Annotated in this window: 23 protein-coding genes; 17 read left to right on the forward strand and 6 right to left on the reverse strand. The window is 54.9% G+C overall.

The annotated features are described in order from the left end of the window. Window positions 1–166 precede the first annotated feature (166 nt). On the reverse strand, window positions 167–424 hold the full coding sequence (locus K9N21_14975; GenBank protein ID MCF8145216.1) for a hypothetical protein: 258 nt from the start codon (window positions 422–424) through the stop codon (window positions 167–169). 400 nt (window positions 425–824) lie between these two features. Here K9N21_14975 and K9N21_14980 point away from each other — a divergent pair, with 400 nt between their 5' ends. The 13 genes from K9N21_14980 to K9N21_15040 all read left to right on the forward strand — a co-directional run bounded on the left by K9N21_14980 (window position 825) and on the right by K9N21_15040 (window position 15,593). Beyond that, window positions 825–1,799, forward strand: coding sequence for a GlxA family transcriptional regulator (locus K9N21_14980; GenBank protein ID MCF8145217.1), 975 nt, complete (start codon window positions 825–827; stop codon window positions 1,797–1,799). A 391-nt stretch (window positions 1,800–2,190) separates the two neighbouring features. Further along, window positions 2,191–2,676 (forward strand): universal stress protein, encoded by a 486-nt coding sequence (locus K9N21_14985; protein MCF8145218.1) that lies wholly within the window; start codon window positions 2,191–2,193, stop codon window positions 2,674–2,676. A 306-nt stretch (window positions 2,677–2,982) separates the two neighbouring features. Next, window positions 2,983–4,536 carry a PAS domain S-box protein gene (locus K9N21_14990; protein ID MCF8145219.1) on the forward strand — a complete coding sequence of 518 codons (1,554 nt, stop codon included), beginning with the start codon at window positions 2,983–2,985 and terminating at the stop codon, window positions 4,534–4,536. Then, window positions 4,511–5,872 (forward strand): sigma-54 dependent transcriptional regulator, encoded by a 1,362-nt coding sequence (locus K9N21_14995; protein MCF8145220.1) that lies wholly within the window; start codon window positions 4,511–4,513, stop codon window positions 5,870–5,872. The genes K9N21_14990 and K9N21_14995 overlap by 26 nt, the downstream gene beginning before the upstream one ends. A 385-nt stretch (window positions 5,873–6,257) precedes the next feature. Then, window positions 6,258–7,529 (forward strand): ABC transporter substrate-binding protein, encoded by a 1,272-nt coding sequence (locus K9N21_15000; GenBank protein MCF8145221.1) that lies wholly within the window; start codon window positions 6,258–6,260, stop codon window positions 7,527–7,529. 123 nt (window positions 7,530–7,652) lie between these two features. Then, window positions 7,653–8,519: a branched-chain amino acid ABC transporter permease gene (locus tag K9N21_15005; protein MCF8145222.1), complete on the forward strand. Its 867-nt coding sequence runs from the start codon at window positions 7,653–7,655 to the stop codon at window positions 8,517–8,519. 110 nt (window positions 8,520–8,629) lie between these two features. Continuing rightward, window positions 8,630–9,646, forward strand: coding sequence for a branched-chain amino acid ABC transporter permease (locus K9N21_15010; GenBank protein ID MCF8145223.1), 1,017 nt, complete (start codon window positions 8,630–8,632; stop codon window positions 9,644–9,646). Continuing rightward, window positions 9,643–10,431, forward strand: coding sequence for an ABC transporter ATP-binding protein (locus K9N21_15015; protein ID MCF8145224.1), 789 nt, complete (start codon window positions 9,643–9,645; stop codon window positions 10,429–10,431). Before K9N21_15010 ends, K9N21_15015 begins: the two co-directional genes overlap by 4 nt. After that, the gene (locus K9N21_15020; GenBank protein MCF8145225.1) at window positions 10,424–11,170 is read left to right on the forward strand and encodes an ABC transporter ATP-binding protein; all 747 of its coding nucleotides are present in this window, start codon (window positions 10,424–10,426) and stop codon (window positions 11,168–11,170) included. The genes K9N21_15015 and K9N21_15020 overlap by 8 nt, the downstream gene beginning before the upstream one ends. Before the next feature lie 247 nt (window positions 11,171–11,417). Then, window positions 11,418–13,082, forward strand: a complete 1,665-nt coding sequence (locus tag K9N21_15025) for an AMP-binding protein (GenBank protein ID MCF8145226.1) — start codon at window positions 11,418–11,420, stop codon at window positions 13,080–13,082. A 51-nt stretch (window positions 13,083–13,133) separates the two neighbouring features. Continuing rightward, a complete protein-coding gene (locus K9N21_15030; GenBank protein ID MCF8145227.1) occupies window positions 13,134–13,673 on the forward strand; it encodes a response regulator in 540 nt (179 codons plus the stop codon). A gap of 159 nt (window positions 13,674–13,832) precedes the next feature. Then, window positions 13,833–15,107 carry a phosphopyruvate hydratase gene (eno, locus tag K9N21_15035; GenBank protein ID MCF8145228.1) on the forward strand — a complete coding sequence of 425 codons (1,275 nt, stop codon included), beginning with the start codon at window positions 13,833–13,835 and terminating at the stop codon, window positions 15,105–15,107. A 231-nt stretch (window positions 15,108–15,338) separates the two neighbouring features. Further along, complete coding sequence (locus tag K9N21_15040) at window positions 15,339–15,593, forward strand: hypothetical protein (GenBank protein MCF8145229.1); 255 nt, start codon at window positions 15,339–15,341, stop codon at window positions 15,591–15,593. A 93-nt stretch (window positions 15,594–15,686) separates the two neighbouring features. Here the strand turns inward: K9N21_15040 and K9N21_15045 are convergent, their stop codons facing one another. The 3 genes from K9N21_15045 to K9N21_15055 all read right to left on the reverse strand — a co-directional run bounded on the left by K9N21_15045 (window position 15,687) and on the right by K9N21_15055 (window position 19,582). Continuing rightward, window positions 15,687–16,646: a 6-phosphogluconolactonase gene (locus tag K9N21_15045; protein MCF8145230.1), complete on the reverse strand. Its 960-nt coding sequence runs from the start codon at window positions 16,644–16,646 to the stop codon at window positions 15,687–15,689. A gap of 77 nt (window positions 16,647–16,723) precedes the next feature. Further along, entirely contained in the window at window positions 16,724–18,073 is a 1,350-nt protein-coding gene (gene glmM, locus K9N21_15050; GenBank protein MCF8145231.1) for a phosphoglucosamine mutase, read from the reverse strand. 237 nt (window positions 18,074–18,310) lie between these two features. Next, on the reverse strand, window positions 18,311–19,582 hold the full coding sequence (locus tag K9N21_15055) for a UDP-N-acetylglucosamine pyrophosphorylase (protein MCF8145232.1): 1,272 nt from the start codon (window positions 19,580–19,582) through the stop codon (window positions 18,311–18,313). 370 nt (window positions 19,583–19,952) lie between these two features. Here K9N21_15055 and rapZ point away from each other — a divergent pair, with 370 nt between their 5' ends. Continuing rightward, window positions 19,953–20,822: an RNase adapter RapZ gene (gene rapZ / locus K9N21_15060; GenBank protein ID MCF8145233.1), complete on the forward strand. Its 870-nt coding sequence runs from the start codon at window positions 19,953–19,955 to the stop codon at window positions 20,820–20,822. Window positions 20,823–20,846: 24 nt separating this feature from the next. Here rapZ and K9N21_15065 read toward each other — a convergent pair whose 3' ends face one another. Continuing rightward, window positions 20,847–21,758: a hypothetical protein gene (locus K9N21_15065; protein ID MCF8145234.1), complete on the reverse strand. Its 912-nt coding sequence runs from the start codon at window positions 21,756–21,758 to the stop codon at window positions 20,847–20,849. 319 nt (window positions 21,759–22,077) lie between these two features. Between K9N21_15065 and K9N21_15070 the strand changes: the two genes are divergently transcribed. From K9N21_15070 to K9N21_15080, 3 genes are all read left to right on the forward strand, one after another. Beyond that, the gene (locus tag K9N21_15070) at window positions 22,078–22,629 is read left to right on the forward strand and encodes an isochorismatase family protein (GenBank protein ID MCF8145235.1); all 552 of its coding nucleotides are present in this window, start codon (window positions 22,078–22,080) and stop codon (window positions 22,627–22,629) included. 176 nt (window positions 22,630–22,805) lie between these two features. Then, window positions 22,806–24,053, forward strand: coding sequence for an MFS transporter (locus K9N21_15075; GenBank protein ID MCF8145236.1), 1,248 nt, complete (start codon window positions 22,806–22,808; stop codon window positions 24,051–24,053). Further along, complete coding sequence (locus K9N21_15080; protein ID MCF8145237.1) at window positions 24,050–24,397, forward strand: hypothetical protein; 348 nt, start codon at window positions 24,050–24,052, stop codon at window positions 24,395–24,397. Before K9N21_15075 ends, K9N21_15080 begins: the two co-directional genes overlap by 4 nt. Window positions 24,398–24,402: 5 nt before the next feature. Here K9N21_15080 and K9N21_15085 read toward each other — a convergent pair whose 3' ends face one another. Then, window positions 24,403–25,704: a pyridoxal phosphate-dependent aminotransferase gene (locus K9N21_15085; GenBank protein ID MCF8145238.1), complete on the reverse strand. Its 1,302-nt coding sequence runs from the start codon at window positions 25,702–25,704 to the stop codon at window positions 24,403–24,405. Window positions 25,705–26,411: the final 707 nt, after the last annotated feature.

The raw sequence follows: 26,411 nt of genomic DNA on the forward strand, positions 1-26,411 counted from the left end.
AGCATCTCGTACAACAAAAACCGCTGATCCCGTTCGTCCAGAATGAGATTTGCCATAACCGTCCGTCTCCTTGTGTTGGTTTTTAAATCCCGGCCATCATAATGGGAGGGAGTCCAGGCTGTCAATGCCGTTCTTCCTGAGGACAACAGGAGGGAGGAGGCCCGGACTAAGCCGGAGGATTTCCTCCATTGCCGCACCCGCGAGCGCCTGCACAGTGCCATCCGGTTCTTTCAAAAGGGCACGCGAAAAATCTGGAAAGCCATCCGGATTTGGCCCTTCTGCGAACCGCCTTGGCCCGAAGTTCGTTTTGATCCGTTTCCATAAACTCAGCCCTCAACCCCCTGTGCTCCAAATAGAGATGCAACCGTCTGGTAGGGTTCGCGTTTCTGTAGTCATTTAAAAGATCATCCCTTGTTCTTTTCATCTTGTCTGCCTCCTTGCTTGTGAAATCACGCATCCCCGGGTCTTGACCCCGGTCGCTTTCATCACCCGATTCGATTCTGTGAGCCGAACATTTCTCACACATGAACCCTTCAACTCCTCAATTCCTAAGGCGGCCTAACCGCCGCAACCGAAAATTTTCACACAAAGTCACCAAGACACAGAGACTTTTTTTTGTCTGAAGGCTATTACCGAATAACGGACATCAAAACTTCTTCGCGTCCTTGCCGCCTTGGCGGTTCAACAAAACTTCTCCGCAAATTGCGTAGAAGCTGCAAACAAAGATTTTATAACGTTCGGTTCAAAATAGGGCTTGACCGACAGAAACGGAAGTGGCATATATGACATATGAAATGTCGTTCATGCCAAAATGAGGGGATGCCATGAAAAAGGTTGCGATTCTGGCCTTGTTCAACACCATGGCCTCGACAGTCATCGCTCCAATGGATACCTTTTATCAGGCCGGGGTGATCTGGAATTATTTCCGCGGCCGAAGGCCGAAACCCTTGTTTGAAACAGAGATCGTTACCACGGACGGCAAGCCCTTCAAGTGTCTGAACGGGACAATTATCACGCCGGATAATTCCATTCATGACGTGGACACCACCGATCTGATCGTTGTCTCTTCCATCCTCGATATTGAAAAGACCCTGAAATATGAGGGCGAGGCCGTTTCCTGGCTGAAGCATCATCATGGGCGGGGGACGCATATCGCATCCATATGCACCGGTGCGTTTGTGCTGGCGGAGACCGGACTGCTGGACGGGAAAACCGCAACCACCCACTGGGGCGCTGCGGACGAGTTCAGACAACGATATCCCCGGGTCCGGCTCAAACCGGAGAGGCTGATCACGGACGAGGGGGATCTTTTCTGTTCGGGAGGGATGAACGCGGGTACGGACCTCTGCCTCTACCTGGTGGAAAAGTATTGCGGGCATGAGGTGGCGCTGCAAAGCTCAAAGGCCATGATCTCAGATATCGGGCGCACCCTTCAAGCCCCTTACGCCATCTTCCAGTTCCAAAAAGACCATAATGATCCTCAGATCCTGTCCGCCCAGAAGCTCCTGGAGCAGAATTTTCACCAGAGCTATCCCTATGAGGAACTGGCGCGAAAATTCGGGATGAGCCGAAGGACATTCGAGCGCCGGTTCAAGGCCGCGACCGGAGACACCCCCCTGGTATATCTGCAGAGAATCCGGGTGGAGACGGCGAAACGGATGCTTGAGACAGAAGATGCTTCATTTGATGAAATTGTCTACCGTGTCGGATATGAAGATACAAGTGCTTTCAGGAAGATATTCCTGAAGCAGACGGGCCTTCGTCCCACAGAATACAAACAGCGATTCCAGAAAATATAACCTATCGATACCATGGTACTTGGGACAGGCTCCCTCCTTGCTCTCTTGACGGCTTTTGACATGGGGGGTTGATCGCTCCTCAAAAAAGAGGGGAATGTCCTAAAATGAAACTCAACACGTTCTGCATCGGTTATGGGGCGGGGGACTCATGGCATGCAATTCTTACATCCTGTTAAATGAGCTGACGCTGCATTCATGCAATCTTAACTCCTTCCAGGGCCTAAACAGGTCTGTAAACACGGCAACTTCTAACGAATTATGGCGTATTTTCGTCACAATTCCATAAATAGACCTATCATGATTTTCCGTGGCATGTATTTTGTAGCACCTATTGTTGATGAGACAAGCTCCGCGCGATTGTGCAAAATGACCGGATAGAAAGGAGGGCCATATGAAAGCCATCAAAAAAATTCTGGCAGCCATCGACCTGTCCGAATATTCAAGAGGGATCCTCGAATATGCCGAGACCCTGTCGGAATGCACCGGCAGCGAGCTCATTGTCGTCAATGTGATCAATAACCGGGATATTGAAGCCCTGCAGAGGGCGGCCTTGAAAACCAGTGACTTCAGGGTTGAGACGTGGGTGGAGAACCAGAAAAAGGAGCGTCTGGGTGCGATCGAGGAATTGCTCAAAGGCCTCATCTATCCAAAACTCTCCGTCAGGATTATTTTTCGGGAAGGGGTGCCTTTCCGGGAATTGATCAAGGCCGTTGAAGAGGAAGGAGTTGACCTGGTGCTCATGGGCGCGAAGGGTCGCAGCAATCTGGAGGGGGTCCTTGCCGGATCAACCGCTGAAAAGCTGTTCCGGCGATGTCATGTGCCTGTATTGACCCTGCGCACTTCGAGCCATAAGGATATCCTGACAGACAGGCGATGATCCCCGGGTTTTGAAGAGACCGGGGGAGAGGATCTGCTTCGGGGCGCATACCGCGCGCTCCCCATTTCTCTTGACACCCAGGGCCGACTCCGATATCGTCCTTTGCCGAAGAACAAGTGCCTATCAACTGCCTTCCTTCTCTTGTCGTGTCCCGGCGCCCTCACCCGGAGCACCGCCCGGGAGCCGACCCAGAGAGAAGGGCCTGAATGCAGGGCGTATTCTTTCCGTCTTGAATCCCTTGAGACGTCCTCCAAATCGCGGTCAGGCCGCATGACGCCCTGTCGACAATCCTGTCCTGGAGACCATATGGGGTTCAGTCTTGCCGAATTTCACCAGCGACATCGTCCGTTCATTCTCCGGCAATGGGCTGACAAGCTCCATCAGGAGGTGGGGGAACAATATGCCTCCAGGCCTCTGGAAGAGCTGATGGGTACGGTGTCCGAGGCATTTGACGCCAACCACCATGTCCTTGTCTGCGACGAATTCCGATATATCAATGAATTTATCGATAAGATCACAAGGATGCGGCTGGGAGCCGGTTTTCTCCTGTCGGACGTGCAGAAGGCATTTGAGCTGTATCGCATTATCGCGATCCCCCTTCTGGCCAAAGAAACCACCATCGACGAGTTTCAGGAGCATGTGGAAAGGATCAACCAATGTCTTGCCTACACCATCCACCGTTTCAGCGATCACTTTCAGGACATGCACGAAAAGGGAATTATCGAGCACAACCAAAGGCTTGAAGAAGAGGTTAAGGCCCGGACAGCCGATCTGAGGGAATCCGAGCTTAAATATAAAACCCTGGTGGAAGAGATCAACGAAGGCTATTTCGTGATCCAGGACGAGGTCATTGTCTTTGCCAACAAGACCTTTTGTGAGATGCACGGCTATCCCCTGAATGAGGTGATCGGCAGGAAGTTCCATGAGTTCGTGGATCCCGAAAGCAGGCAAAAGGTTGCCGATATCTATGCCAGGAGCATCCTGGGGCGCTCGGCCCCGACCTCCTTTGAATATCTCAGGGTAAGCAAGGAAGGAGAGAGCTATCCCACGGAGATCACCACCAAGGTCGCCCGGTATGAGAGAAGGGTATCGAGCATCGGACTGTGCCGCGATATCAGCGAACGGATCGAGATGGACCAGCGTATGCGCGAGGCTGAAAAGATGGCCTATATCGGTCAGATTACCACATCCCTTTCCCACGAAATCCGCAATCCTTTGTCCGCGGTCAAGATGAATCTCCAGATCATCAACCGAAACGCCCAGCTCAGGGGCAATGATCAACGACGTATTGATATTTCCGTCCGGGAAGTCATACGTCTGGAGCGCATTCTCACGGAACTTCTCGATTTTGCCAAGCCCCTTCAAGTGGAATTCGCCCATTGCCGGATCAACACTATCCTCGATTCCTGTCTGGAACTCCTCGAGATGAAGTTTATGGAAAAGATGCTTTCGATGGTGACCTCCTACGGATCGGACATCCCCGATATCATGGGGGACAGTGAAAAGCTCGGACAGGCCTTCATCAATCTGCTGCTCAACGCCATCGAGGCCTCTCCTGAGGAGGGAGGCATCCATGTGACCACGCGCTTTCATCCGGACGGAGAACCGGGGGTGGAGGTCCTCATCGAGGACCAGGGCCCCGGGATTTCCCAGGAATGCCTGTCGGAAATATTCAAACCCTTTTTCACCACCAAAAGCAAAGGCACGGGCTTAGGCCTCGGCAACGCCCGACGCATCCTGGAAGTTCACGGCGGCCGGGTCGAGGTTGAGAACAGGGCGCGTCAATATCCGTGCGGAGCGTGTTTCCACATCTTTATACCCGCGAGAGGAATGCATGGGCAAGATTCTCATAGTGGATGATGAGCACTCCATTCTTGAATCCCTGGAGATGTTTTTAGTGGAAAAGGGTCATACGGTCTACACAGCCTCTTCCGGACTTGAGGGTTTTGACAAATTTAACAAAGAAAATCCGGACGTATTGATCCTCGACATCCGTCTCCCCGATCTGAACGGCCTCGAGGTGTTGGACCGGGTGCAAGGCAATGGGTGCAGTGCAAAGGTCATCATGATGACCGCATTCCATGACATGGAGACCACCATCCAGGCCATGAAGAGAGGGGCCTATGACTATATCCATAAGCCCCTGGACGCGGACGAGGTGGAGAGATCCGTGAACCGGGCCCTGCGCATCCTGGAGGCGGATCGAGAGAGCCCTGTCCTAAAAAAAGAGAAAAGCCCCCGGAACCAGGAGGTCATCATCGGCAAGAGCGAGACCATGCGGGATATCTTCAAGATGATCGGGCTTCTGTGTCAGAACCGCGCCACGGTTCTGATTCAGGGAGAAACCGGAACGGGAAAGGAGCTTATCGCGAGGGTCATTCACGCGAACAGCCCCTTTTGCGATGAACCGTTCATCACCCTGGATTGTGCGGCCGTGGTCGAGAATCTCCTGGAAAGCGAACTCTTCGGGCACGAAGCCGGGGCCTTCACAGGCGCAACCCACAGGAAAAAGGGGAAAATCGAACTGGCCGGATCGGGCACCCTGTTCCTGGACGAGGTCGGCGAACTCCCTCTCGGTCTTCAGGGAAAATTCCTGGGCTTTCTTCAGCGGCGTGAATACACCCGGGTCGGGGGCCATGAACCTCTCCTCTCCAGGTGCCGGATCGCAGCGGCCACCAACAGGGACCTGTCGGACATGGTCCGCCGGGGCGAATTCAGGGAAGACCTTTTTTTCAGATTGCGGGTCGTCACCCTTCAGGTTCCGTCCCTGCGGGAAAGGCTCTCGGACATCCCGGAGCTCGTGAATCATTTCCTCCATAAAATCAACACGGAACTGGAAACGGACGTCAACAAGCTTCAGACCGGCGTGATCGACCGGCTCATGGCCCATCACTGGAAGGGAAATGTGCGAGACCTGGAAAACGTCTTGGTCGAGGCCGTTGTGAGGGCTCGCGGACGGGTGCTCCTTTTGGACGAGATCGAAAGAACCTTGAGCATGAACGAGCCCTCTCCATCCTCCGTTCTCTCGCCCGCTTCCCTTAACGGCATCGAGAAGGAACATATTGAGAAGACCCTCAGCCAACTGGGATGGAATCGGACCCGGACGGCACAGGCCCTCGGCATCTCCATGCCCACCCTTCGGAGTAAAATCCGTAAATACGGAATTACCCCGCCAACCGACAGCGCATTTACTTAGAATGGGAGGGTCGCCCGCACGCGCCCTGTGAAAATACCTTTCCCCTCCTGAAAACTTCTTTCATGGTTTTCGTCTTTTCCCCCTTTCCCCCTCAAGGGATGAATAGAAAAATATGGAAACAATTTCGATAAGTTGTATCGTTTTTCAAGAACGATTTGCTCAGGCTGAAACCACGGCATGGTCCTTGCTCAATGGATACAAGCCATGGAGGCGACCATCGGCACAGCGATCCACAGCCTCAAAGGGAGGGAAAGGGTGCGCTGCCGATCTGTCGCGGCCCAGGCATTGCGGAAGGTCCTTCAATACGGTCAAAAGACGATCCCATGAGACGGATCTTCCTTATTACAAACCCCAGGGATGAAGGGCAAACAAAGGAGGAATGGACATGAAAATGAGAGGTATTGGAATCTTGGCGGCCCTGCTGGCGGCGGTTTTTCTGGTTCTGCCCGGGACCTATGCCCTGGCTGAAGAACCGATAACCATTGGCTGTCCCCTTTCGACGGCCTATCTTTACGGGTGGGATGCGGACCGGGCCATCCGGCTGGCGGTGGATGAGATCAACGCAAACGGGGGCGTCGACGTGGGAGGCGTCAAGCGGCCTTTCAAGGTGGAGGTGATGGACACCCGGGATCTGGAACCGGGCGTTCCAGTGAGCGAGGCCCTTCTGGCCGTTGAAAAACTGATCCTCGAAAAGAAGGCGGATTTCCTCGTGGGCGGTCCTGTCCGGTCCGAGGCGGCCCTTGCGGCCATGAGCCTGCTTTCCAAACACAAGAAGGTGTCGATTTTTACGACAGGCTTTTTGACCCCCAAATTTCACGCCATGGTGGCCAAGGACTATGACAAGTTCAAGTACTGCTTTCGTATCCATGGGGAAGCCGTGCAGCTGGTCAAGGAGATCATGGCCTGCTTCCAGGAAATCAAGGCCAAATATGGTCTGGATAAGGTCTTTATCATGGTGCAGGATGTGTCCCATGCCCGGGGCGGAGGGAAAGTCCTCGGCAAGGTGGCGGCCGACAAGGGATGGCAGGTCCTGGGTACGGAGATCTATCCCACCGGGACCACGGATTTTTCCATGGGCCTCATCAAGGCCAAAAAGGCCGGTGCTCAAATCCTCAACATCTGGATGGACATGCCGGAAAGTTCCATTCTCCTGAAACAATGGTATGACATGAAGGTGCCGGCCCTCCCCTTCGGTTCCACCCTGGCCGCTGCGGAACAGCCCGGCTTCTGGAAGGCCACCGAGGGAAAAGGGGAGTACACCCTTTGCAATGTGGTCAATGCCGGCAATGCCCCGAGCGAGGCCACGCCCTGGACCATGAAGTTTTACGATGCCTACACCAAGAAATGGGGCATCGAGCCCGAGGGCCTGGGCGCTTCCAGCAGCTATATGGCCATATATGTGCTCAAGGATGCCATTGAACGTGCGGAATCACTGGATCCCGATAAGGTCGTCGCTGCATTGGAGAAGACAGATATGATGGGCGTCTATGGTCGCATTCAATTCAGCCCCAAGGGCCATCAGATCATCCCGAGCTTTGACCCCAAGGAAGGGGCTGTTGGGAGCATCCTTCAGTGGCAGGATGGAAAAAGGGTCGTTGTCTTTCCCAAGTCGATTGCCAAGGGAGAGATCCAGTTGCCGCCATGGATGAAGAAGTAATTGAGAATTCGGGAATTTAGGGATTGAGGAATTCACGAATTGTTATCTGTGAAATCTGCGGTGCCCCATGAAATGCCTTTTGTGCGCTATTTCATCGGGGTAATCTGCGGATGGGATTGAGGAATGGATATTCTGATTTACGGCACCATCAACAGCATCGCCCTGGCCCTGATGGCCCTGGGGTTCGCCTTGGTCTACGGGATCAGCCGGGTCCCCAATTTCGCCCATGGGGCCATTTACGTGCTGAGCGGCTTCATCACGTGGACCTTTCTAAACAGTCTCGGTCTTCATTACGCGCTCAGCATCGTGATCACCATGGTCCTAATCGGGGCATTGGGGGCACTGCTCTATCAGTTTGTCCTGATCCGGGTCAGGGGGATGGCCATTTCCGAGATTATCGCATCCTACGCCATCGGTCTGGCCATCCTGGAAGGACTGCGGTGGGGCGGTTTCAAGGGGATGAGCTATACCCTTCCGCCCTTTATTGAGGGGAGCGTCATGATCGGCGGCATCCCGGTTGATTTTCAGCGGATCTTAGTGGTGGGGCTCGGCGCCCTGATTGTCCTGGGCCTCTGGGCCTTTACGCATTATACCCGGATCGGCCTGGCCCTGCGCGGCATGGCCCAGGATGAACGGGCCGCCCTCATGCTCGGGATCGACTCGGATCTGATGGCCGTGGTGGCCATGGCCATCGGCGCCATGCTGGCCGGCCTCGCAGGCGTCCTCCTCCTCCCCTTAGGCAACATCGTGGTGGAATCCGGGTATAATGTGCTTATCCTGGCCATTGCCGTGTGCATTGTGGGAGGACTCGGAAGTTGGATGGGTGCGGTCCTGGCCGCCTTTCTGATCGGCTTTGCCCAGATCCTGACAGTGGTCTATCTAGGAAGCCATTATCAGATGGTGGTCGCCCTGCTGGCCATCATCTTTACCCTCATCCTCAAGCCCTCCGGATTGTTCGGCATGCAAAAGGAACTGGAGGAAAGGGTGTGAGCAGCAGTGCCTAAAGTGCCTAAAGTGCCTAAAGTGAACTAAAATGTCTAAAGTTGCTTTTAATTATTTTGTCCTAAATTATTTTGCAATCAGTATGGGTAGGGAGTTACATGGGAAACAGTAAACAAAGTCGCAGGGAAAGGCTGGATCGGGGCATCAAGGTCCGGTCCGATGGGCTGTACGCCCTCATGTCGTGGCGGGAGCTGGCCTATCTCACCATGCCCAGGCTGGTGCTGATTGTGGGAATGCTGATCCTTCCCCTGGCGATGCCCGGGATGTACTGGGAACGGGTCATCACCATTGTCTGCATCTACGCCCTACTGGCCCTCAGTTTCGATTTTTTGGCCCACTATCTGGGCCTCGTGTGCCTGGGGGGGGCCTTCTTTGTGGGGGTCGGCGGGTATATCGCGGCCATCCTCAATACCTCTTTGGGGCTCCCTCCCATCGTGACCGTACCCGCGGCCACCCTGTTGGGCGCCGTGATCTGCACGGTCCTTCTCCTCCCCTGCCTTCCGTTGCGGGGCGTCTATTTTGCGATTGTGACGCTCATGTACCCGTTGGTCCTGGCCAGAATCATCGAGGCCCTGGATATCTTTGGGGGGACGGACGGCATCATGGGCGTGGACAGCTTCGCCAACCGGTGGCTGGAACAGTACGCCGTGATCGGCCTGGTCCTTTTGTTCCTCTTCGGGACCCGACGGCTGGTCAATGTGGACATCGGCCTGGTCTTCCGGGCGGTCAAAGACAATGACCAGGCGGTGCGGGCATCCGGGATGAACGTTTCCTTTTACAAGGCAATCGCCGTGTTCGTCGCATCGGCCATGGGATGCCTGAGCGGGGCCTGCCTGGTCCATATCTATATGTGGGCCGGCATCTCCCTCTTTGCCCTCGATTTTTCCATCCTCCCCATAGCGGCCACAGTCATCGGCGGCGCAGGCACCCTGGTGGGACCGGTATTGGGGTGCATCATTCTGGTCCCCATATCCGAACTGCTTCGGGAATTCGGGACCCTGCGCATCGTTTTTTATTCCCTGATACTGGTCGGCTTTGTGGTGTTTCGGAGCGAGGGAATCATGGTCTACGGTGAACGGAAGTATCATCAGTTCCAGAGGTGGGTCAACGTATGAGCGAAAAACCGATACTCGAAGCCAGGGAGCTCACCAAGGCATTCGGCGGCATCCTAGCCCTGAACCGCGTCAGCTTTGACGTGTATCCGGGGGAAATCCTGGGCATCATCGGTCCCAACGGTTCCGGGAAGACCACCCTGGTCAACTGTATCACCGGTTTCATCAAGATGACCTCCGGAAACGTCCGGTTCAAGGGAAAAGACATTACCCGGAAACCGGCCCACAAGATCGCGGATATGGGGGTCACCCGAACCTTTCAGGTTATGCGGCCCTATTACTCCCTTCCTGCTTACAAAAACCTGGTGATCCCGCTCTTTTCTCCGCGGGCCAGACGGACCGGCGGATGGAGGGGCGGGGGCAAGTTGGGAGATCGCAATACCGTCGGCATCGACATCTTGGAAGAGATCGGATTTGAGCGGGACTCCTACGTCCCCTACAAGATGGCCTCTACCCTTCCCACGGGATACCTGAAACGGCTGGAACTGGCCCGCTGCCTGGCTGTTAAGCCCGAGGTGATCTTGTGCGACGAGGTCTTCTCAGGACTCAGCATGAGCGAGATCGCCAGCATGGTCCCCCTTATTGAACGACTTCAGATGGACGGGATCACCCTCATTATGATCGAACACAGATTAAGAGAGCTGTTCCGTGTGGCCAACCGGGTAATGGTCCTCAACTTCGGCGAGAAACTCGTGGAGGGCACCTCTGACGAAGTAATGGCCGACAAGAGCGTCAAAGAGGCCTATTTCGGATCGGAAGAGGTGGAGGAGGTCATGACCTATGCTTGATGCAGCCGACCTGATGGTCTTCTACGAGAACATGCTGGCCCTCAACAACGTGCATATCAGGTGCAAGGATAAGGAGATCGTGGGGGTTTTCGGGGCCAACAGCGCGGGCAAATCCACCCTGATGTATACCATCTCCGGGATCATGGAGGATATCCGGAAAAAGGAGCTGATGGCGGGGGGTGAACGGATCACGGTCCTCGGGAATATCACTTACATGGGCGAAAATATCATGGGGCTCAAGCCGAGCCGGCGGGCCAGAAAAGGGATTGTTTTATGTCCCGAGCGGCGCAGGATATTCAGTGAGAGCAGCGTCCTTGAAAATCTCCGGATCGGCGGCTATTTGGCCACGCCGTCCCAGGCCAAAGCGACCCTGGATTATGTGTTTCGGTTGTTCCCGGCCCTGGAGCGGCTCAAGAAACGGATCGGCGGCTTTCTGAGCGGGGGCGAGCAGCAGATGCTGGCCATTGGCAGGGCGTTAATGGCCCAGCCCAAGCTCCTTCTCTTAGACGAACCGTTGATGGGCCTCAGCCCTTTGATACAGGCCACGCTGGTCCGAGCCACCCGGGTGATCCGGGATGAAACGTCCATTTCCATCATGGTGACGGAACAATATGCGAGGCCGGTTTTTCCGATCGTGGACTATGCCTTTATCCTCGAAAACGGGGCCGCCGTACTGGAAGGGACCCGGGAGGAATTGATGGACAATCCGGATGTCAGATCGGCCTATTTCGGGGTATGAGGGGAATTGAATATTGACGATTGAGGGATTGAGGAATTGAGGAATCAATAATGGACGCGGAATGCGGAGCTCGGAACGCGGAACAAAGAGAACTGAGAGGGGTGAGCAATGAGCATCTGTGAAATCTGCGCCTGCCCCATGAAACCCTCTTTTTTTGTTTCATCGGGGTAATCTGTGGGTGGGATTATCTGTGCAATAAAATCTCTGTGTCTCCATGTCTCTGTGTGAGGATTTTTTTCGAGGGATTATGAGCAGAAGCCAGGATGATTGGGAAAATGAGGTAACCTTTACCCGGTTCGACCGGATGAGCGAAAAATATCCGGACAGGACGGCCATTGTGTACCTGGGTGAACGGTTCACCTACGCGCAACTTCGGGACCTGAGCGAGCGCTTCGCCGGGGCACTGGCGGACATGGGGGTCAAGAAGGGCGATCGGGTCATGATCTATGTCTCCAATTGCGCCCAATGGGTGATCGCCTTTCTGGGCATCCAGAAGGTGGGGGCCGTGCTGGTGCCGGTTTCTCCCATCTACACATCGTTTGAAATCGAATATATGATCAAGGATGCGGGCGTGGAGACCGTCATATGCCTGGATACCAATTTCTGTTACATCCAGGAAACCTTCTCCACCACCGGGCTGAAACGTGCCATTGTGACCAATCTGGTGGATATCCTCCCTTTTTGGAAACGATATCTAGGCGTCCTCTTCGACAAGATACCCAATGGTAAGGTAGACAAGGACAAACGGGTCTATTCCTTCTCATCCCTTCTCAAACACGCGCCTCTCAAGGAGAAGGTCGAGCTGGACCCATGGAAAGACCTTGCCTATATTCTATTTACGGGGGGGACCACCGGCTTTCCCAAGGGGGTGCCGGGCAACCATATCGGGATGACCTCCTATGTCAACGATGTGACCGAAGACGTGGCCGGAAAATATCTAAAGGAGGGGGAGGATGTCTATATCGCGGTGAACCCCCTATTCCATATCATGGCACTGGGACTCTTCATGGCCCTCGGTCTGAACAAGGGGAATAAGACCGTGTTGATGCCCATGCCCCAGGTGGATGCCATTCTAGAATCCGTTCACCGCCATGGGGTCCGCTGGCTGTTAGGCGTGCCGGCCCTCTACCGGATGATACTGGAAAACGACCGTCTGGATCAATACGATCTGAGTTCGCTGAGATACTGCTATTGCGGGGGCGATATGCTTCCCCTGGAGGTCTTCAAGCGCTGGAAGGCCTATACCGGTTTTCCCATCTATCAGGTATACGGGTCGACCGAGGCGGGGCATGTGACCTACAGCCGCATCGACAGAGAACTCAAGCCGGGCGGCATCGGCCTTCCCCTCAAAAGCAGGGAGTGTATCGTGGTCGATCCGGAGACCCTGGAAAATGTGCCCCAGGGAGAAAGCGGCGAGCTTCTGGTGACCTCACCGTACACGGTGAAGATGTACTGGAACAAGCCGGACGAAACCGAACGGTCTTATGTGGATATCGACGGGAAGACCTATTATCGAATGGGCGATTTTGTAAAAGAGGACAAAGATGGGGAGCTGATCTATGTGGAGAGATCCGCGGACATCATCAAACATAAGGCCTATCGGGTTTCCGCATCCGAGGTGGAGGCCGTGCTTCAGAATCATCCCACGGTCATCGGGGCCTGCGTGGTCGGGATCCCTGACCCCAAGGTGGGGGAACGGATCAAGGCCATCGTGGTTCTCAAGGAAGACGCCCGGGGCGTGGGCGGCGCCGAACTGATCCGATGGTGCCGGGAACACCTGGCCTCTTACAAGGTACCGGGCTATATAGAATTCAGGGATATGCTTCCCAAGTCCAAGGTCGGCAAGCTGCTCAGGAGGGAAATCAGGGATGAGGAGCGCCGGCGGCTCCAAAAGGAAAAGAAAAAGCTATAAGGCATCGTTGTCTTGAAGCATTGATGAGATTCAAAAAGGAGCGTTCACATCATGGGGGAAAGCCCGCTGAAGCATACACGCATTCTGGCCGTGGACGACGAACCGGATGTCCTCGAAACCCTCAAGGAACAGCTTGAGGGGTATGAGGGCATCCTCATTGATACGGCGACCGATTACAACCATGCCTATCATCTGATCCGGTCCTGGACCTATGACCTCGTCATCCTCGATATTATGGGCGTTCGCGGATTCGATCTGCTCAACGCCTCGGTATCCCTCGGCTTCCCGACGGTTATGCTGACGGCGCACGCCCTGAGCCCGGAGGCCCTCAAAAAGTCCATTGAGATGGGGGCAAGGGCCTATATCCCCAAGGAGAAACTGGGTGAGATCGCCCCCTTTCTGGAGGATGTGCTCACTCTCAGCCACAAGCCCGGATGGCAAAGGCTCTTTAAACGGTTAGGGGGATTTTTCGACAGTGCCTTCGGGTCTGAATGGCAAAAAGATGAAAAATCCTTCTGGGAGCAGGTTCGATCGGGGCATTACGAACCCAAACCCATCATCTTTAAAAGTGGAACCCGCGCTACCCGCTGAAAGTGCTATACTAAAAACCCTCGCGCTTTCCTGATGCAACCCCGCCGTGCCCTTAACACCGCTGTCACGTCTTCGTCCTTTTCACTTGCCATGAATACCTGAATTCCTTATAGTCCAAGATTATCCGGGTACGTTGAACCCTTTTAAATGGAGGATGACATGGAAAAAATTGAGGTGATTGCGGCACGCGAGATATTGGATTCAAGGGGCAATCCCACAATAGAGGTGGAAGTGGGATTGAGCGACGGGAGTTTCGGGCGGGCGGCTGTCCCCTCGGGGGCTTCAACCGGCAAATTCGAGGCCGTGGAATTACGGGATAAGCGGAAAAAACGATACAACGGCAAGGGGGTTGAGGATGCGGTCAAGAACGTGAATGAGATCATCGCGCCCGTGCTCGTGGATATGGACGCCACGGATCAGCGTTTCATCGACAAGACCCTGATCGGGCTGGACGGGACCGCCAACAAGGGGAAGCTGGGGGCCAACGCCATCCTGGGAGTTTCCCTGGCCGTTGCAAGGGCGGCTGCGGATTCCCTGTACATCCCCCTCTACCGATATATCGGGGGAACCAACGCCTGCCGCCTCCCCATGCCGATGATGAATATCCTGAACGGCGGGGCCCATGCGGCCAACAACGTGAACATGCAGGAATTCATGATCATGCCGATCGGGGGAAAGACATTCAAGGATGCCCTGCGAATCGGCGCCGAGGTCTTCCATGCCCTGGCCGGCGTCTTGAAGAGCAAAGGGTTCAGCACCGCGGTGGGCGATGAGGGCGGATTTGCTCCCGACCTGAAATCGGACGAGGAGGCCATCGAGATGATCCTGGCCGGGATCAAGGCCGCGGGGTATAAGGCCGGAAAAGATGTGGTGCTGGCGTTGGACCCGGCCTCGTCCGAGTTTTACCAGAAAGGCAATTATGTCTTCAAAAAGTCGGACCAATCCGTGCGGAACGGCGGGGAGATGATCCGGTTTTATGAAGACTGGGTCAATCGCTTTCCTATTCACTCCATTGAAGACGGTCTCGATGAAAATGATTGGAAGCACTGGAAACAGATGACTGAAAAATTGGGAGATCGCATCCAGATCGTGGGTGACGACCTCTTTGTCACGAACACCCAGCGGATAGCAAAGGGGATAAAAGAAAAGGCCGCCAATGCTGTTCTCATCAAACTGAACCAGATCGGGACCCTGACGGAGACGTTGGACGCCATCCAGATGGCCCACACCGTCGGATGGAATGCGGTGGTCTCGCACAGGTCCGGTGAAACGGAAGATACATTTATCGCCGATCTGGCCGTTGCCGCAAATACCGGGCAGATAAAGACCGGGTCCCTGTGCAGGTCCGAACGGATATGCAAATACAATCAGCTTCTGAGGATAGAAGAGGAGTTGGGCGGGGCCGCCCTGTTCGGCTGGGAATCGGCAAAATAATTTAGGGCAAAATAATTAAAGAACAAACCCAGCAAACTCAAGCAACCAATTTCACAGAAGGAACACATAAATGACGTACGATGCAAGCAAAGACCGGGTGTTGGACACCTGGGAGAATGAGGAGACCGGGCTTCAGATCTCCATCAAAACAGGCAAAATAATTTAGGGCAAAATAATTAAAGAACAAACCCAGCAAACTCAAGCAACCAATTTCACAGAAGGAACACATAAATGGCGTACGATGCAAGCAAAGACCGGGTGTTGGACACCTGGGAGAATGAGGAGACCGGGCTTCAGATCTCCATCAACCGTTACGGAGACGGCGAGCCCAAGCTGCAGATCGGGCCCCGGACCTATACCAAAAAGGACGGCTCCAAGTCCGCTACCAAGACGGGGAGGCTCAGCATGGCCGACGTCCTATGGCTGGAGGAGACCCTGGCAGAGGTCAACGAAAAGATGAAAAGATATTTCCTCGAGGCCAATTAAGACGCCGGGGGCCGGACCCAAGGGAAGCGTGGGAGGTACCGTTGGGAAACAAGTACCCAGTCTCAAGCATCCAGAATCCAGTATCAGCGCGGCTTATGTGACCTTCTGGGTATGAATCCCCTTCTGTTCAAGGGTCTCGATGTTGTCAAGAAGCGGCTTTCCGACGATCCTGTCCACCACATACATCAGGTTGCCTTTCCCTTTTCCATATATCTGACCATATGAAATCGGAACATCCGGGGTCGGCTCCCCCAGGAGCGATTCGGCCACGGCTGCGACCTTGCGTTCGCCCGCTGCCAGCAGGACCACGGTGCGCGCCTGGTACACCAGCTCAGCCCCCATGGTCACCGCATAGCGGGGGGAATCCTTTTTCGAGGCGAAATGCCCGTCTGAAACTGCATTTTCCACGGTATTGTCATCCAGCTTCACCAGCATGACCCGGCTCCCCTTGAAGGGGATACCAGCCTCGTGAAAGGCCACATGCCCCCGTCCGCCGACGCCGATAATCTGCAAATCAATGCCGCCCGCCTGTTTGATCTTCCGGGCGTATGCATCCAGCACCGTTTTTCGGACCCATGCCAGGTATTCCGATTGGGGCCTCGGTTTAATCACCACGGACCTGCCCGCATCGGCCCCTGCCTCCCGCCAGTCACCGGGATGGGCCTTGAGATGGCGCACCAGATCCTTTTGATCGATCAGGGTCCCGAAAGGAACACCGGTTTCAATAAACTTGTCTTTCAAAAGACCGAAGAATTCCTGGATCATGAAATAGCAGTAGCTCTCCGGGTGCATCATTCGCTGCTGCGCATTCTCTCCGGGAAGTCCCACATATTCGTCCAGGTTGAAACTGCGGACCCGGCCGCTGTCAAACTCACCGGCATTGGCCGCCCTGGCCAGGCGCTTATATACGCCGGTGGGTGAACTTCCTGTTGCCAGTCCCAGCACAAACTCCTGTTTTTCTTCCAGCACACGGCCGATCCGCGCCTTGACGATCTCCGTCGCCACCTCGCTCATATGGTTGAAGTTCTTGGTTATAAATACGTTGATGGGCACGGTATTCCTCCTAAGGCGGCCTGACGGCCGCAACCAAACAGGTTTCACCCAAGTCCCGGAAGCGTTTCGCACGCCCGTCAATTGAGGGCGGTCTTGACCACCTCGGCAATCTCCGTGCAATAGGATTCGGTCACATCGTCGGCCGGTCCCTCGACCATCACCCGGCAGACATTCTGGGTGCCGGAATAGCGGACCAAGACCCTTCCCTCATCCCCAAGCCGTGCCTCCACCTCTTGAATGGACTTCATCACCTCCGGCACTGTAGTGATATCCGGTTTGTTCGTGACCTCGACATTCATCAGCTTCTGGGGAAAGACATCCATCAACGTCGCCAGTTCGGAAAGGGGTTTGCCTTCACTGACCATGGCGGCGATCAGTTGCATGGCCGTCAGGATGCCGTCACCGGTGGTGTGGTGATCGAGAAAGATCATGTGGCCCGATTCCTCCCCGCCGATCACCGCGCCCAGCCGCTGCATATCCTCCAGCACATATCGGTCTCCCACCTTTGAGGCATGGTGCGAAAATCCATATCTCTTGCAGGCGATGGTCAGGCCGATGTTGCTCATGATGGTGCTGACGAGCAGATCGTTCGTCAATTGTCCATATTCTTTTAAAACTTTGGCGCAGATGACCAGGATCTGATCGCCGGTAATCTTGCGTCCCTTTTCATCCACGGCAATCAGACGGTCGCCGTCGCCGTCAAAGGCCAGGCCCACGGCCGCGCCCGTTTCCTTTACGCGTCTCTCGAGATCCTCCGTATACTGAGAACCGCAATCGTCATTGATATTGATCCCGTCAGGGGTGTTGTGGATGACCTCCACATCCGCCCCCAGTTCGGCGAAGACAGCCGGGGCCACCTTATATGTGGCGCCGTTGGCCGCGTCAATGACGATCTTCATCCCCTCCATGGAGAGTCTTCGGGGAAAGGTATTCTTGATAAAGACGATGTATCGGCCAAGGACATCATCAATCCGTTTGGCCCGGCCCATATCTTTGGCAGGCGGGGTCATTTCGGGAAGCCGTCCCTTCAGAATAAGGTCCTCGATGGTCGCCTCTTTTTCGTCGGAAAGTTTGTACCCGGCTCCGGAGAAGATCTTGATGCCGTTGTCCTGGTAGGGATTGTGCGAGGCCGAGATCACGATCCCCGCATCGGCCCGCATGCTCTGGGTGATGAAGGCGATTCCCGGCGTGGGGAGCACGCCCACCAGATAGGGATTTCCCCCCATGGAGGTAATCCCCGCCTCCAGGGAGCTTTCCAGCATGTAGCCGGAGATGCGGGTGTCCTTCCCGATAATGATCCGGGTCCGGTGGTCGCCGTTTCTGAACAGGTGGGTCACGGCCTGGCCCACGGAAAAGGCCGTCATGGCATCCATCGGGTAACGGTTGGCCTCTCCCCGGATTCCGTCGGTGCCGAATAGTTTTCCCATTGATTTACCTCCTCGTTGCTGGATACTGGATACTGGTTACTGGATCCTTGATGCTGGATACTTGATATTGGTTGTTTGATACTTGATACCGGATGACCCCGAGGCCTTGCGCCTTCCCTACTCGCTGCCCGTTGCCGGTCTTCCAAGTCTGGAGTAACGATTTGGAGTTACAAATTTGAAGTGCCTAAAGGTGATCATGAAAAATTCGGATCTTAACTTTCAACGCCACACTCTTCTTCACCTTGCCTCACGGGTCAGATCTTTGAATAGACCCAGAGACGGCACCAGTGCGGCGGCCCTGCGGGAGATGGCATCCACGGTCTCCTGGAGCCATGCCGTCCCCTTTTCGGATACACCCCCGGGCAGGCTCTGCACCGTCTCCACATAGGTCCCGCCACACTCTTTCTGATGAACCGTGAATGCCTCCAAGAAGGCGTCCCTTGCATGCAGGCCGGTCTTCCCTGCGAGTTCCCCTGAAAACAATTCGGCGATCTCTTCAACGGCATCGCAGAGTTCCCGTTTGCCGGCCCCGGCATCGGCCTGATCCCCATGTCTTTCAAGGGATGCTTCGATCTTGTCCGTCATGACCCGGAGCCGTTTGATCCGCTCCTTTTTGGCCAATGCCAACTTGTCCAGCGCTCCCTGGTAGATCAGGTTCCCCAGTTCCTGGGTGTGGAAAAAGGGCTGCCGCACATGGATATACCACTGCTCCAGGGCGGCCAGATTGGCCAGGTAGCGGATATTGTTTTCCAGGATGCGCGGGAGGCCTGAATAAAGGTCCGGTACAAAGGGAAAGAGGCCGGCGCGGTGGGTCTTGGTAATGATCAGTTTGCCGCACTCCGGGACATCCTTGCGCAGGATCGCGCCCGCAGCGATGACATTGCCGTAATTCAGGCGCAGCGGGCCCACCATCCCCCCCTGGCCCCCCAAGAAGATGGGCGGCTGGTTGAGCATGACGCCCCGAGGGACATCGCCGATCAGGGATGCGGTGGTCTTGTCGCCGCTGGGTGTGAAATTGAAATGGATATAAGAACTCCCCACCTCGCTGTGGTCTTTCCGGCTCGTGCCCCCGGCCATGAAGCAGTCGCAGAAGTTGATGAGGCTTCCCAGGGTGACAAAAGGGAAGAGGATGGTCTGTTTCAGACCCACGCAGTGGGCCCCGTTGGCCTCTTCTTCCAGAATGCACCCCTCCCGAACGTGGGCCCCCGATCCCATATTGGCCATTTCCAGAAAAGCCGCCTGTTTAAAGTACCCGGCCTTCAATTCAACCTTGGGGCCGATCTGGCAGTCCTCGATGGTCACAGGCCCTTCCCGCCCGAGACAGGCCCCGCCTGCAATAACGGTCTCCCTGCCGTAAATGCGGCATCCCGGATAAATCCGGACCCCGTTTCCGGAGATCCGGTCGATCTCAACGTCCTCCCCGATATCAATGGTCAGGGGATTGCGGATCTCCACCCCCTTATTGATCAATCGGACAATCCTCTCCTGGTTTTCAGACGTAGGTTCCAATACTTCCTCCGAACAAGGTCACCGTTTTCTTGGTACAAACAAAAAATCCACACACTACGACACCCTTGTAGTTTGTGGACTCCATCGTCTCCTTGAGCAACACCCCGTTGTGTTACTGACTCGGTCCTGCTTTATATAGGGAGTTCAATCTCTTGTCAAGGGTTAATTGGCTCGATCAGCAAGTCTCGTTTTGCGATGGAATGCTGGGGGTGTCCCGTTCGCAGTGTCGCCGTAATGCGATTTCTCGGGGTCTGACAACATCATCGCACACAGGTGCCTTTATCATATCATCACGGAAGGCAAAAAGAGAACTGCCAACCCAAACAAATCCTGTTTGACATGAGGAGGCAAAGCTGCGAAACTCCTTCCCATGAAAAATATCAACATCGTCATCATCACGGGCCTGTCCGGTTCCGGAAAAAGCGTGGCCATTCGCGCGCTCGAGGACGAGGGCTATTTCTGCGTGGACAACATGCCGGTCCTCCTCCTCCCCAAATTCATGGAACTCCGTTCAGTGGGGGTCTCGGAGATCCAGAAGCTTGCCTTTGGCATGGATCTCAGACAGAAGGAATTTGTCAAAAACTACCAGGAGGTCTTTCATGCCCTGCGAAAAGAGGGCTATCACTTCATCGTCATCTTCCTGGAGTGTTCGGAAGAGGTCCTGTTGAAGCGATACAGCGAGACCCGCAGGCAGCACCCGGTTGCGGACGGCACCGGACTGATCGACAGGATCCGATCTGAAAAGGAACAGTTGAAGGGGCTCAAAGAGATGGCCGACAGGATCATCGATACATCGAGACTGACGGTTCACCAGCTCAAAGACGCCGTTATTCAACATGCGCTCCAGGGAGTTAAGACGGAACGGATGCGCATCTCCATCCTCTCCTTCGGGTTCAAGTACGGTGTCCCCCTTGAGGCGGATCTGATGATCGATGTGCGGTTTATTCCCAACCCCTACTTTATCCCCGAGCTGAAGAAACTGGATGGAACCGATGAACGGGTGCAGCAGTTCGTTCTCAGATGGATGGAGACCCAGGTATTTCTTGAGAAATATCTGAGACTGCTCGATTACCTCCTTCCGATGTATGAGAGGGAGGGCAAATCCTATCTGACCATTGCAGTGGGCTGCACCGGGGGGCGGCACCGATCCGTGACCATCGCACAGAAATTCTTCGAATCCCTGAAGGAAGAAAGGCGAGAAGTCACGCTCAAGCACCGCGACATGGATCTGGCTGGCTAAGCTCCCGGCAACAGAAGGGGGCTGTCATTCAAACTCCTCCGACTCCTCTGTCGGATAGAAGAGGTCCCGGCAGTCCCGCCTGATTTCTTCAGAGTCCCTGGAAAGCAGATCTCTTTCAGCCTTATCTCTAAAGTCCCTGGCCTGGTCTTCCAGTGCCATGATCCTGGCCGTCACCCCTGTCTCCTTCAGCATTCCCTTAATGGTGCAAAATAGGTCCTCACTCCCATAGAGCAAGGTCCCTTCCTGAAGGATCTTGCATGCCACCATATGCCTGAAGGTGTCAAAGCGCACCTGCTCCCTTACCCGGTCCATATCCTTGACAATATAGTCGATCTCTTCTCTGAGATGGGGCGTCATCAGGATTCGCTGTTTTTCCTCATAAACAGCCTCATCCAATCTGGGGATCAGGCGCTTCGGGAATTGGTCATCCACCACGATAACGATATCCATATCCGATCCCTTAACCAGTCTCCCAGTGCTCCTTTCAGGCCGGGGGACATCATGGGCCATGTTGTAGACGATATCCCCCGCGATCATGACCGCTGCCTGTTTACGCACCAGCCCGATCACCTCAAACCGCTCCACGGCAGCTGATATGATCTCGTAGGCCAGTTCGGACTTGGACCGGGTTACGGCCTCGATGTGCGACCGGATCTCGTTTATCTTCTGTAAGACCGCATCCGGCTCCCCTGCAAGCCCGATCACCGAATAGGTCAGAAATTCCCTGAGAATGGAAGGGGAGAGCCGTGCAAATCCTTCAATCCTCCGGTCCAGACGCAGGTACCGGGGACCTATGGTCCGGATGAAGAGATCCGGGGAACGCATGCAGTTTTGCCACAAGCGAAACATGTCTTCCGTAAAGATCTCCAGCAGCTCAGCCCCGGTCAAAGGACCGGCCTCCGCGATCGCCTTGACAATATGTCTTTCCATTCCCATCAATACAGGCCTTCCAATTTCGGTTTATCCTCCATCTTTGCATCCGGTTTTCATAATAGCAGAATCGATCGCTTATCTAAAGCGGATACCCGCAACCAGAACGGCTGTGTGCTGTCCCGTCATTCCGGCATGCCCTTAGCCGGAATCCAGTCCGCCGCATTTCTGGATTCCGGCTGGAATCGTGCCGGAATGACGAAAGGCTAAGCGTGCAGTGGAAGGATGGCCAGCTTTTCTTGTTTTTTGTGTCAGAAGGCATGAAGGAAGCCCCGCATCTTCACCTTGACAATGCACAGCCCCTGACCTAAAATCCCGTACCATTATGAAAATATCGTTGCTCACCGAAGAAAACACCGGTCTCGTTATCGTCGATGCCCAGGAAAAGCTCATGCAGGTCATGGCCGACCCTGACAGGGTCAGCGACAGGATGGTCAAGCTCCTGCACCTGTCCCGGGTATTCCATCTGCCCGTCATCCTGACTGAACAGAATCCCAAATTTTTAGGTCCTACCATCCCTGCAGTCAGGGCAGTCCTCCCTGAATACAGTCCCATTGAAAAACTCGATTTCGACTGCTGCAACGTGGACCTCTTCAACACCCGCTTGCAGGAAAAGGCCCTCCATAACATCATCCTGACAGGCGTTGAAACCCACATCTGCGTATTTCAGACCTGCATCTCTCTCCTCGAAAAGGGATACGCGGTCCATGTCCCCCATCTCGCCGTGGATTCCCGAACCGTGGCTAACCGGGAGGTCGGCCTCTCCCTCATGCGAGAGGCCGGGGCAGTTATCACCTCTGCCGAGACCATCATCTTCCAGATACTGAAGCGTGCCGGGACAGTTGAATTTAAAGAGATGTTGAAGATCGTCAAATAGTAACGCCTCCATCCGCATAGCGGCTGATCTCACAACGCCTCAGCAACGGCGGCAAACAGTACTTAAACAGATTCAATTTGGATCGGAATATTGAAACACTCCGGAGCAATAGCACCCTTCCCGGTTCGCTGCTGAACGCGGCGGCGTAATTTCAGAGTCAGGAGCGATCACGCATTTTGCCGCAACCGAGCAACAAACAAAAGGAACCAGGGTTTTTTTACGGTTACATCATCGTCATGGCCTGCTTCCTCGTGCAAGGCATCGGCATAGGCAGTTATATTGCCTACGGCGTCTTTTTCAAGCCGCTGCTGAACGAATTCGGCTGGTCCCGGGCCACCTTATCCGGGGCCTCGTCCATGGCCTTTCTTTTGATGGGCTTCCTGGGCATCCTGGTGGGGAACCTGAATGACAGGTTCGGGCCCCGGGTGCTCATGACGGTCAGCGCCCTTTTCTTTGGCTGCAGCTATCTCCTTTTGTCCCGGATAGACGCGGTCTGGCAACTCTATCTCTTCTACGGACTAGTGGGGGGAATCGGCCTGAGCGCAGTGGATGTCATCCCCCTGACCACCACGGCAAGGTGGTTTCTCTTGCGCAGGGGGATGATGACCGGGCTCGTCAAGGCGGGCACCGGCGCCGGGCAGATGATGATGCCCTTTCTGGCGGGCCTCCTCATCATGGCGTTGGGTTGGCGGACCGCTTCTGTAGTTATCGGCATCATCGCAATCCTTTGTCTCATGGGGGCCGGGCAGTTACTGCGCCGAGACCCCGGCCAGATGGGACAGGTTCCCGACGGGCGGATGAACGCCGCCGCAGGGGATCGCCCCGGTTCCGACAGCGGCCTCACCCTTCAGCAGGCCCTCCGCAATCCGCAGTTCTGGATGATCTGCACCATCAATCTGCTGGCCGCGTTCTGCATGCTCACCATCCTGGTGCACATCGTGGCCCATGCCACCGACATCGGGATAGACACACTGAAGGCCGCCGGAATCCTATCCACCATCGGCGGCGTCAGCATGGCCGGCCGCCTGTGCGTCGGCATGGCTATCGACAGAATCGGCAACAGGAAATGTCTGATAGGCTGTCTTATTCTCCTGATCGCCAGTTTGCTGTGGCTGTGTACGGCCCGGCAAATATGGATGCTTTATCTTTTTGCCGCCATCTACGGCATTGCCCATGGCGGTATTTTTACCCTCATGTCGCCCATTGTGGCCGAGTTCTTCGGTCTTCGTTCCCACGGCGCCTTTTTCGGCATCGTGGCCTTCACCGGAACCGTGGGCGGGGCCGCCGGACCGGTGCTGGCCGGCCTGATATTCGATGTGACCCGCAGCTACCAGCTCATCTTTCTGATCCTGGTGGGGCTGGCCGTTGCCAGCCTCCTCCTCACCTTGCTTCTGAAGCCGGCGATCGGGAGGGAAACCGAATGAATGCTTTGACAAGGAATTGGGAATGGACGGTCGCCCACACCAACCATTTCTCCCAGCCTGGCATGGAGAACTTTTCCGTGCAGGACGCCAATTCCCACTCGCGCCTCGAGGTGTTGACCGGTTTGACGGATGGGTATGCAGCCCGGCTGGGCGATCTCTATGGGGACCTGCTGACGCAATTTCTCTCCAGCCACGATCATTGGCCGGATTCGCCCTGTGTCCATGCTCAAACAGAGGAAGCCGGTCAAACCCTGGGGAGCACCCTCTTTGACGTCAACAACGGCACCTGGCGAATCGCCTACAACAACCCCTGTAAAAGACAATTTCAGATGATGCGGTTTTGATGAAGCTATACATATGCCTTCACACCCTCTGCCAGGGTGTTCACCATGCAAAGGAAAGAGTCTTCATCCGGATCGAGCAGCGTAAACCTGAAGCCCTGCAGATTCGTATTAAATGAGGAGAGGGGGACCACGCACACCCCCGTGGCCGCAAGAAGGTAGTACACAAAGCGCTTGTCGAGGGAGATGTTCCCGTTCGACTGAAGCAACGACTCAATGAGTGCCCGGATCTGATGGTTTTCAATGGGCAAGGTCTGGCTCTGGGTAAGGACGCCTTCCCTGAAAAGCACACTCATATAAAACGCCCCGTTCGTCCGGTTGATCAGAATGGAAGGGATCTCTTTCAGTATGTTATGGGCGGTCTGCGACATCCGCTTGTAGCGCGCCCTCCGTTTTCCCACATACGCTTCGAGTTCAGGGTGTTCGAAGATCAGAGGAATGACCTTCTGCGGAAGCGTGGTGGAACAGACTTCCACCATCTTTGAATTGAGAATGCTCTGCGTGTAGGTATTGAAATCCGGGTCCCTTTCCCGGTTGTATATCTCAATCCAGCCGCACCGGGAACCCGGCCACGGCAATTCCTTTGAAATTCCTTTCATGGCAATCCCGGGCACCCCTCCGATCACTTCGGAAAGGGTGCGCGTCCGGGTTCCCTCAAACACCAGGTTTTGATAGATCTCATCGGCGATGATAAAGAGATCGTAATCCTTCGCGATCTGCACGATCTCCCTGAGGACCTCTTCCGGGTACACCGCCCCTGTGGGATTGTCCGGATTGATCAGCAAAATACCGGCCACGGCCGGGTTGTATTTCACACGCTTCCGCAGCTCCACTGTATCCGGATACCAGTGATGATGGGGATCCAGGGGATAGGTTACCGGAGAGACACCCGCATGGGCGGCCTCGGACGATGAATGGGTGGTATAGGTGGGTGACGGCGTAATGATTCGGGCGGTCCGTCTTAGAAACCCGTAGACCTTGGTGATGGCATCCCCGAGCCCGTTAAAAAAAATGATATCATCCGCGGTTATTGCGGCGCCTCCCAGGCGGTTGTTCCTCTCCGCGAGATATTCCCGCGTTTCCAGGATACCCTGACTGGGACAATAGCTGTAGGCACAGTCCTCCATACTGATATCGGATACGATTTTTTTGATCCATACCGGGACCTCCTCTCCCTTGGCCACCGGATCACCGATATTTTCCAGGTTGATTTCCGCGCCCAGGGCCTTCAGCTTATCAACGACCCGGATAATATTTCGGATTTCGTAATTGAGTTCTCCCGCACCGATATGGACGATTTCCGTTCTCATGATTTACCTGTCCTTTCCATTCCATCTGTCCGTCTATCCTGAAGCGGCATCGCCGCAAACATAAAATTGAAAATGCTTAAGCCTCTGAACCTGTGGCGCCCGGGAGGGAACTCTTTTAAAAGGCTGCGACCATTAAATTCATACAGCCTTTCAGCCAGATGTGCTCCAGGCATGCCCCCCATGACCCGTCACAAAAAAAGGCCGCCTCGAAGTGCAGCCTCAAAAAAAAGGCCGCAGGCATTGCCCGCGGCCCCTGAATCATCGATGTTTCATTTAAGGAATGAATTCCCCGACCAGGACCGCGGGCCACCGGGCAGAAGCTGCCGCAGCGGCGGTGATAGCTATTGCAGGGTAAGCGCGCCTCGGTTTCCGGGTCATCGTCCTCATTCTCCTGTCAGCCCTTTGGCTGTATTTTCAGAAAACCAAAAGATTTTCAAGTGAAATCCTATGCAAAAGGACATTCGATGTCAAGAGCTAAAAAATACCCATGTCAACAATTTTCATTTCGCCGGGGATACAGGCTGCCCAAAAATCCATTGACACACGATTTGGCTTCTTGCCAAAGACTTTTTCAATAAAATTCCGGGTGTTTCATATCCCATCCGGCACAAGCAACAAAGAACAGGGGCAGTCCTACACGGACGCAAGTTCCAGACCCGGCTGGATGTTCTGAAATGGTTGACAGGCCTATGCGCACCGGCTCGATG

This window comes from Deltaproteobacteria bacterium (assembly GCA_021737785.1).
Classification (GTDB): Bacteria; Desulfobacterota; DSM-4660; order Desulfatiglandales; family Desulfatiglandaceae; genus AUK324.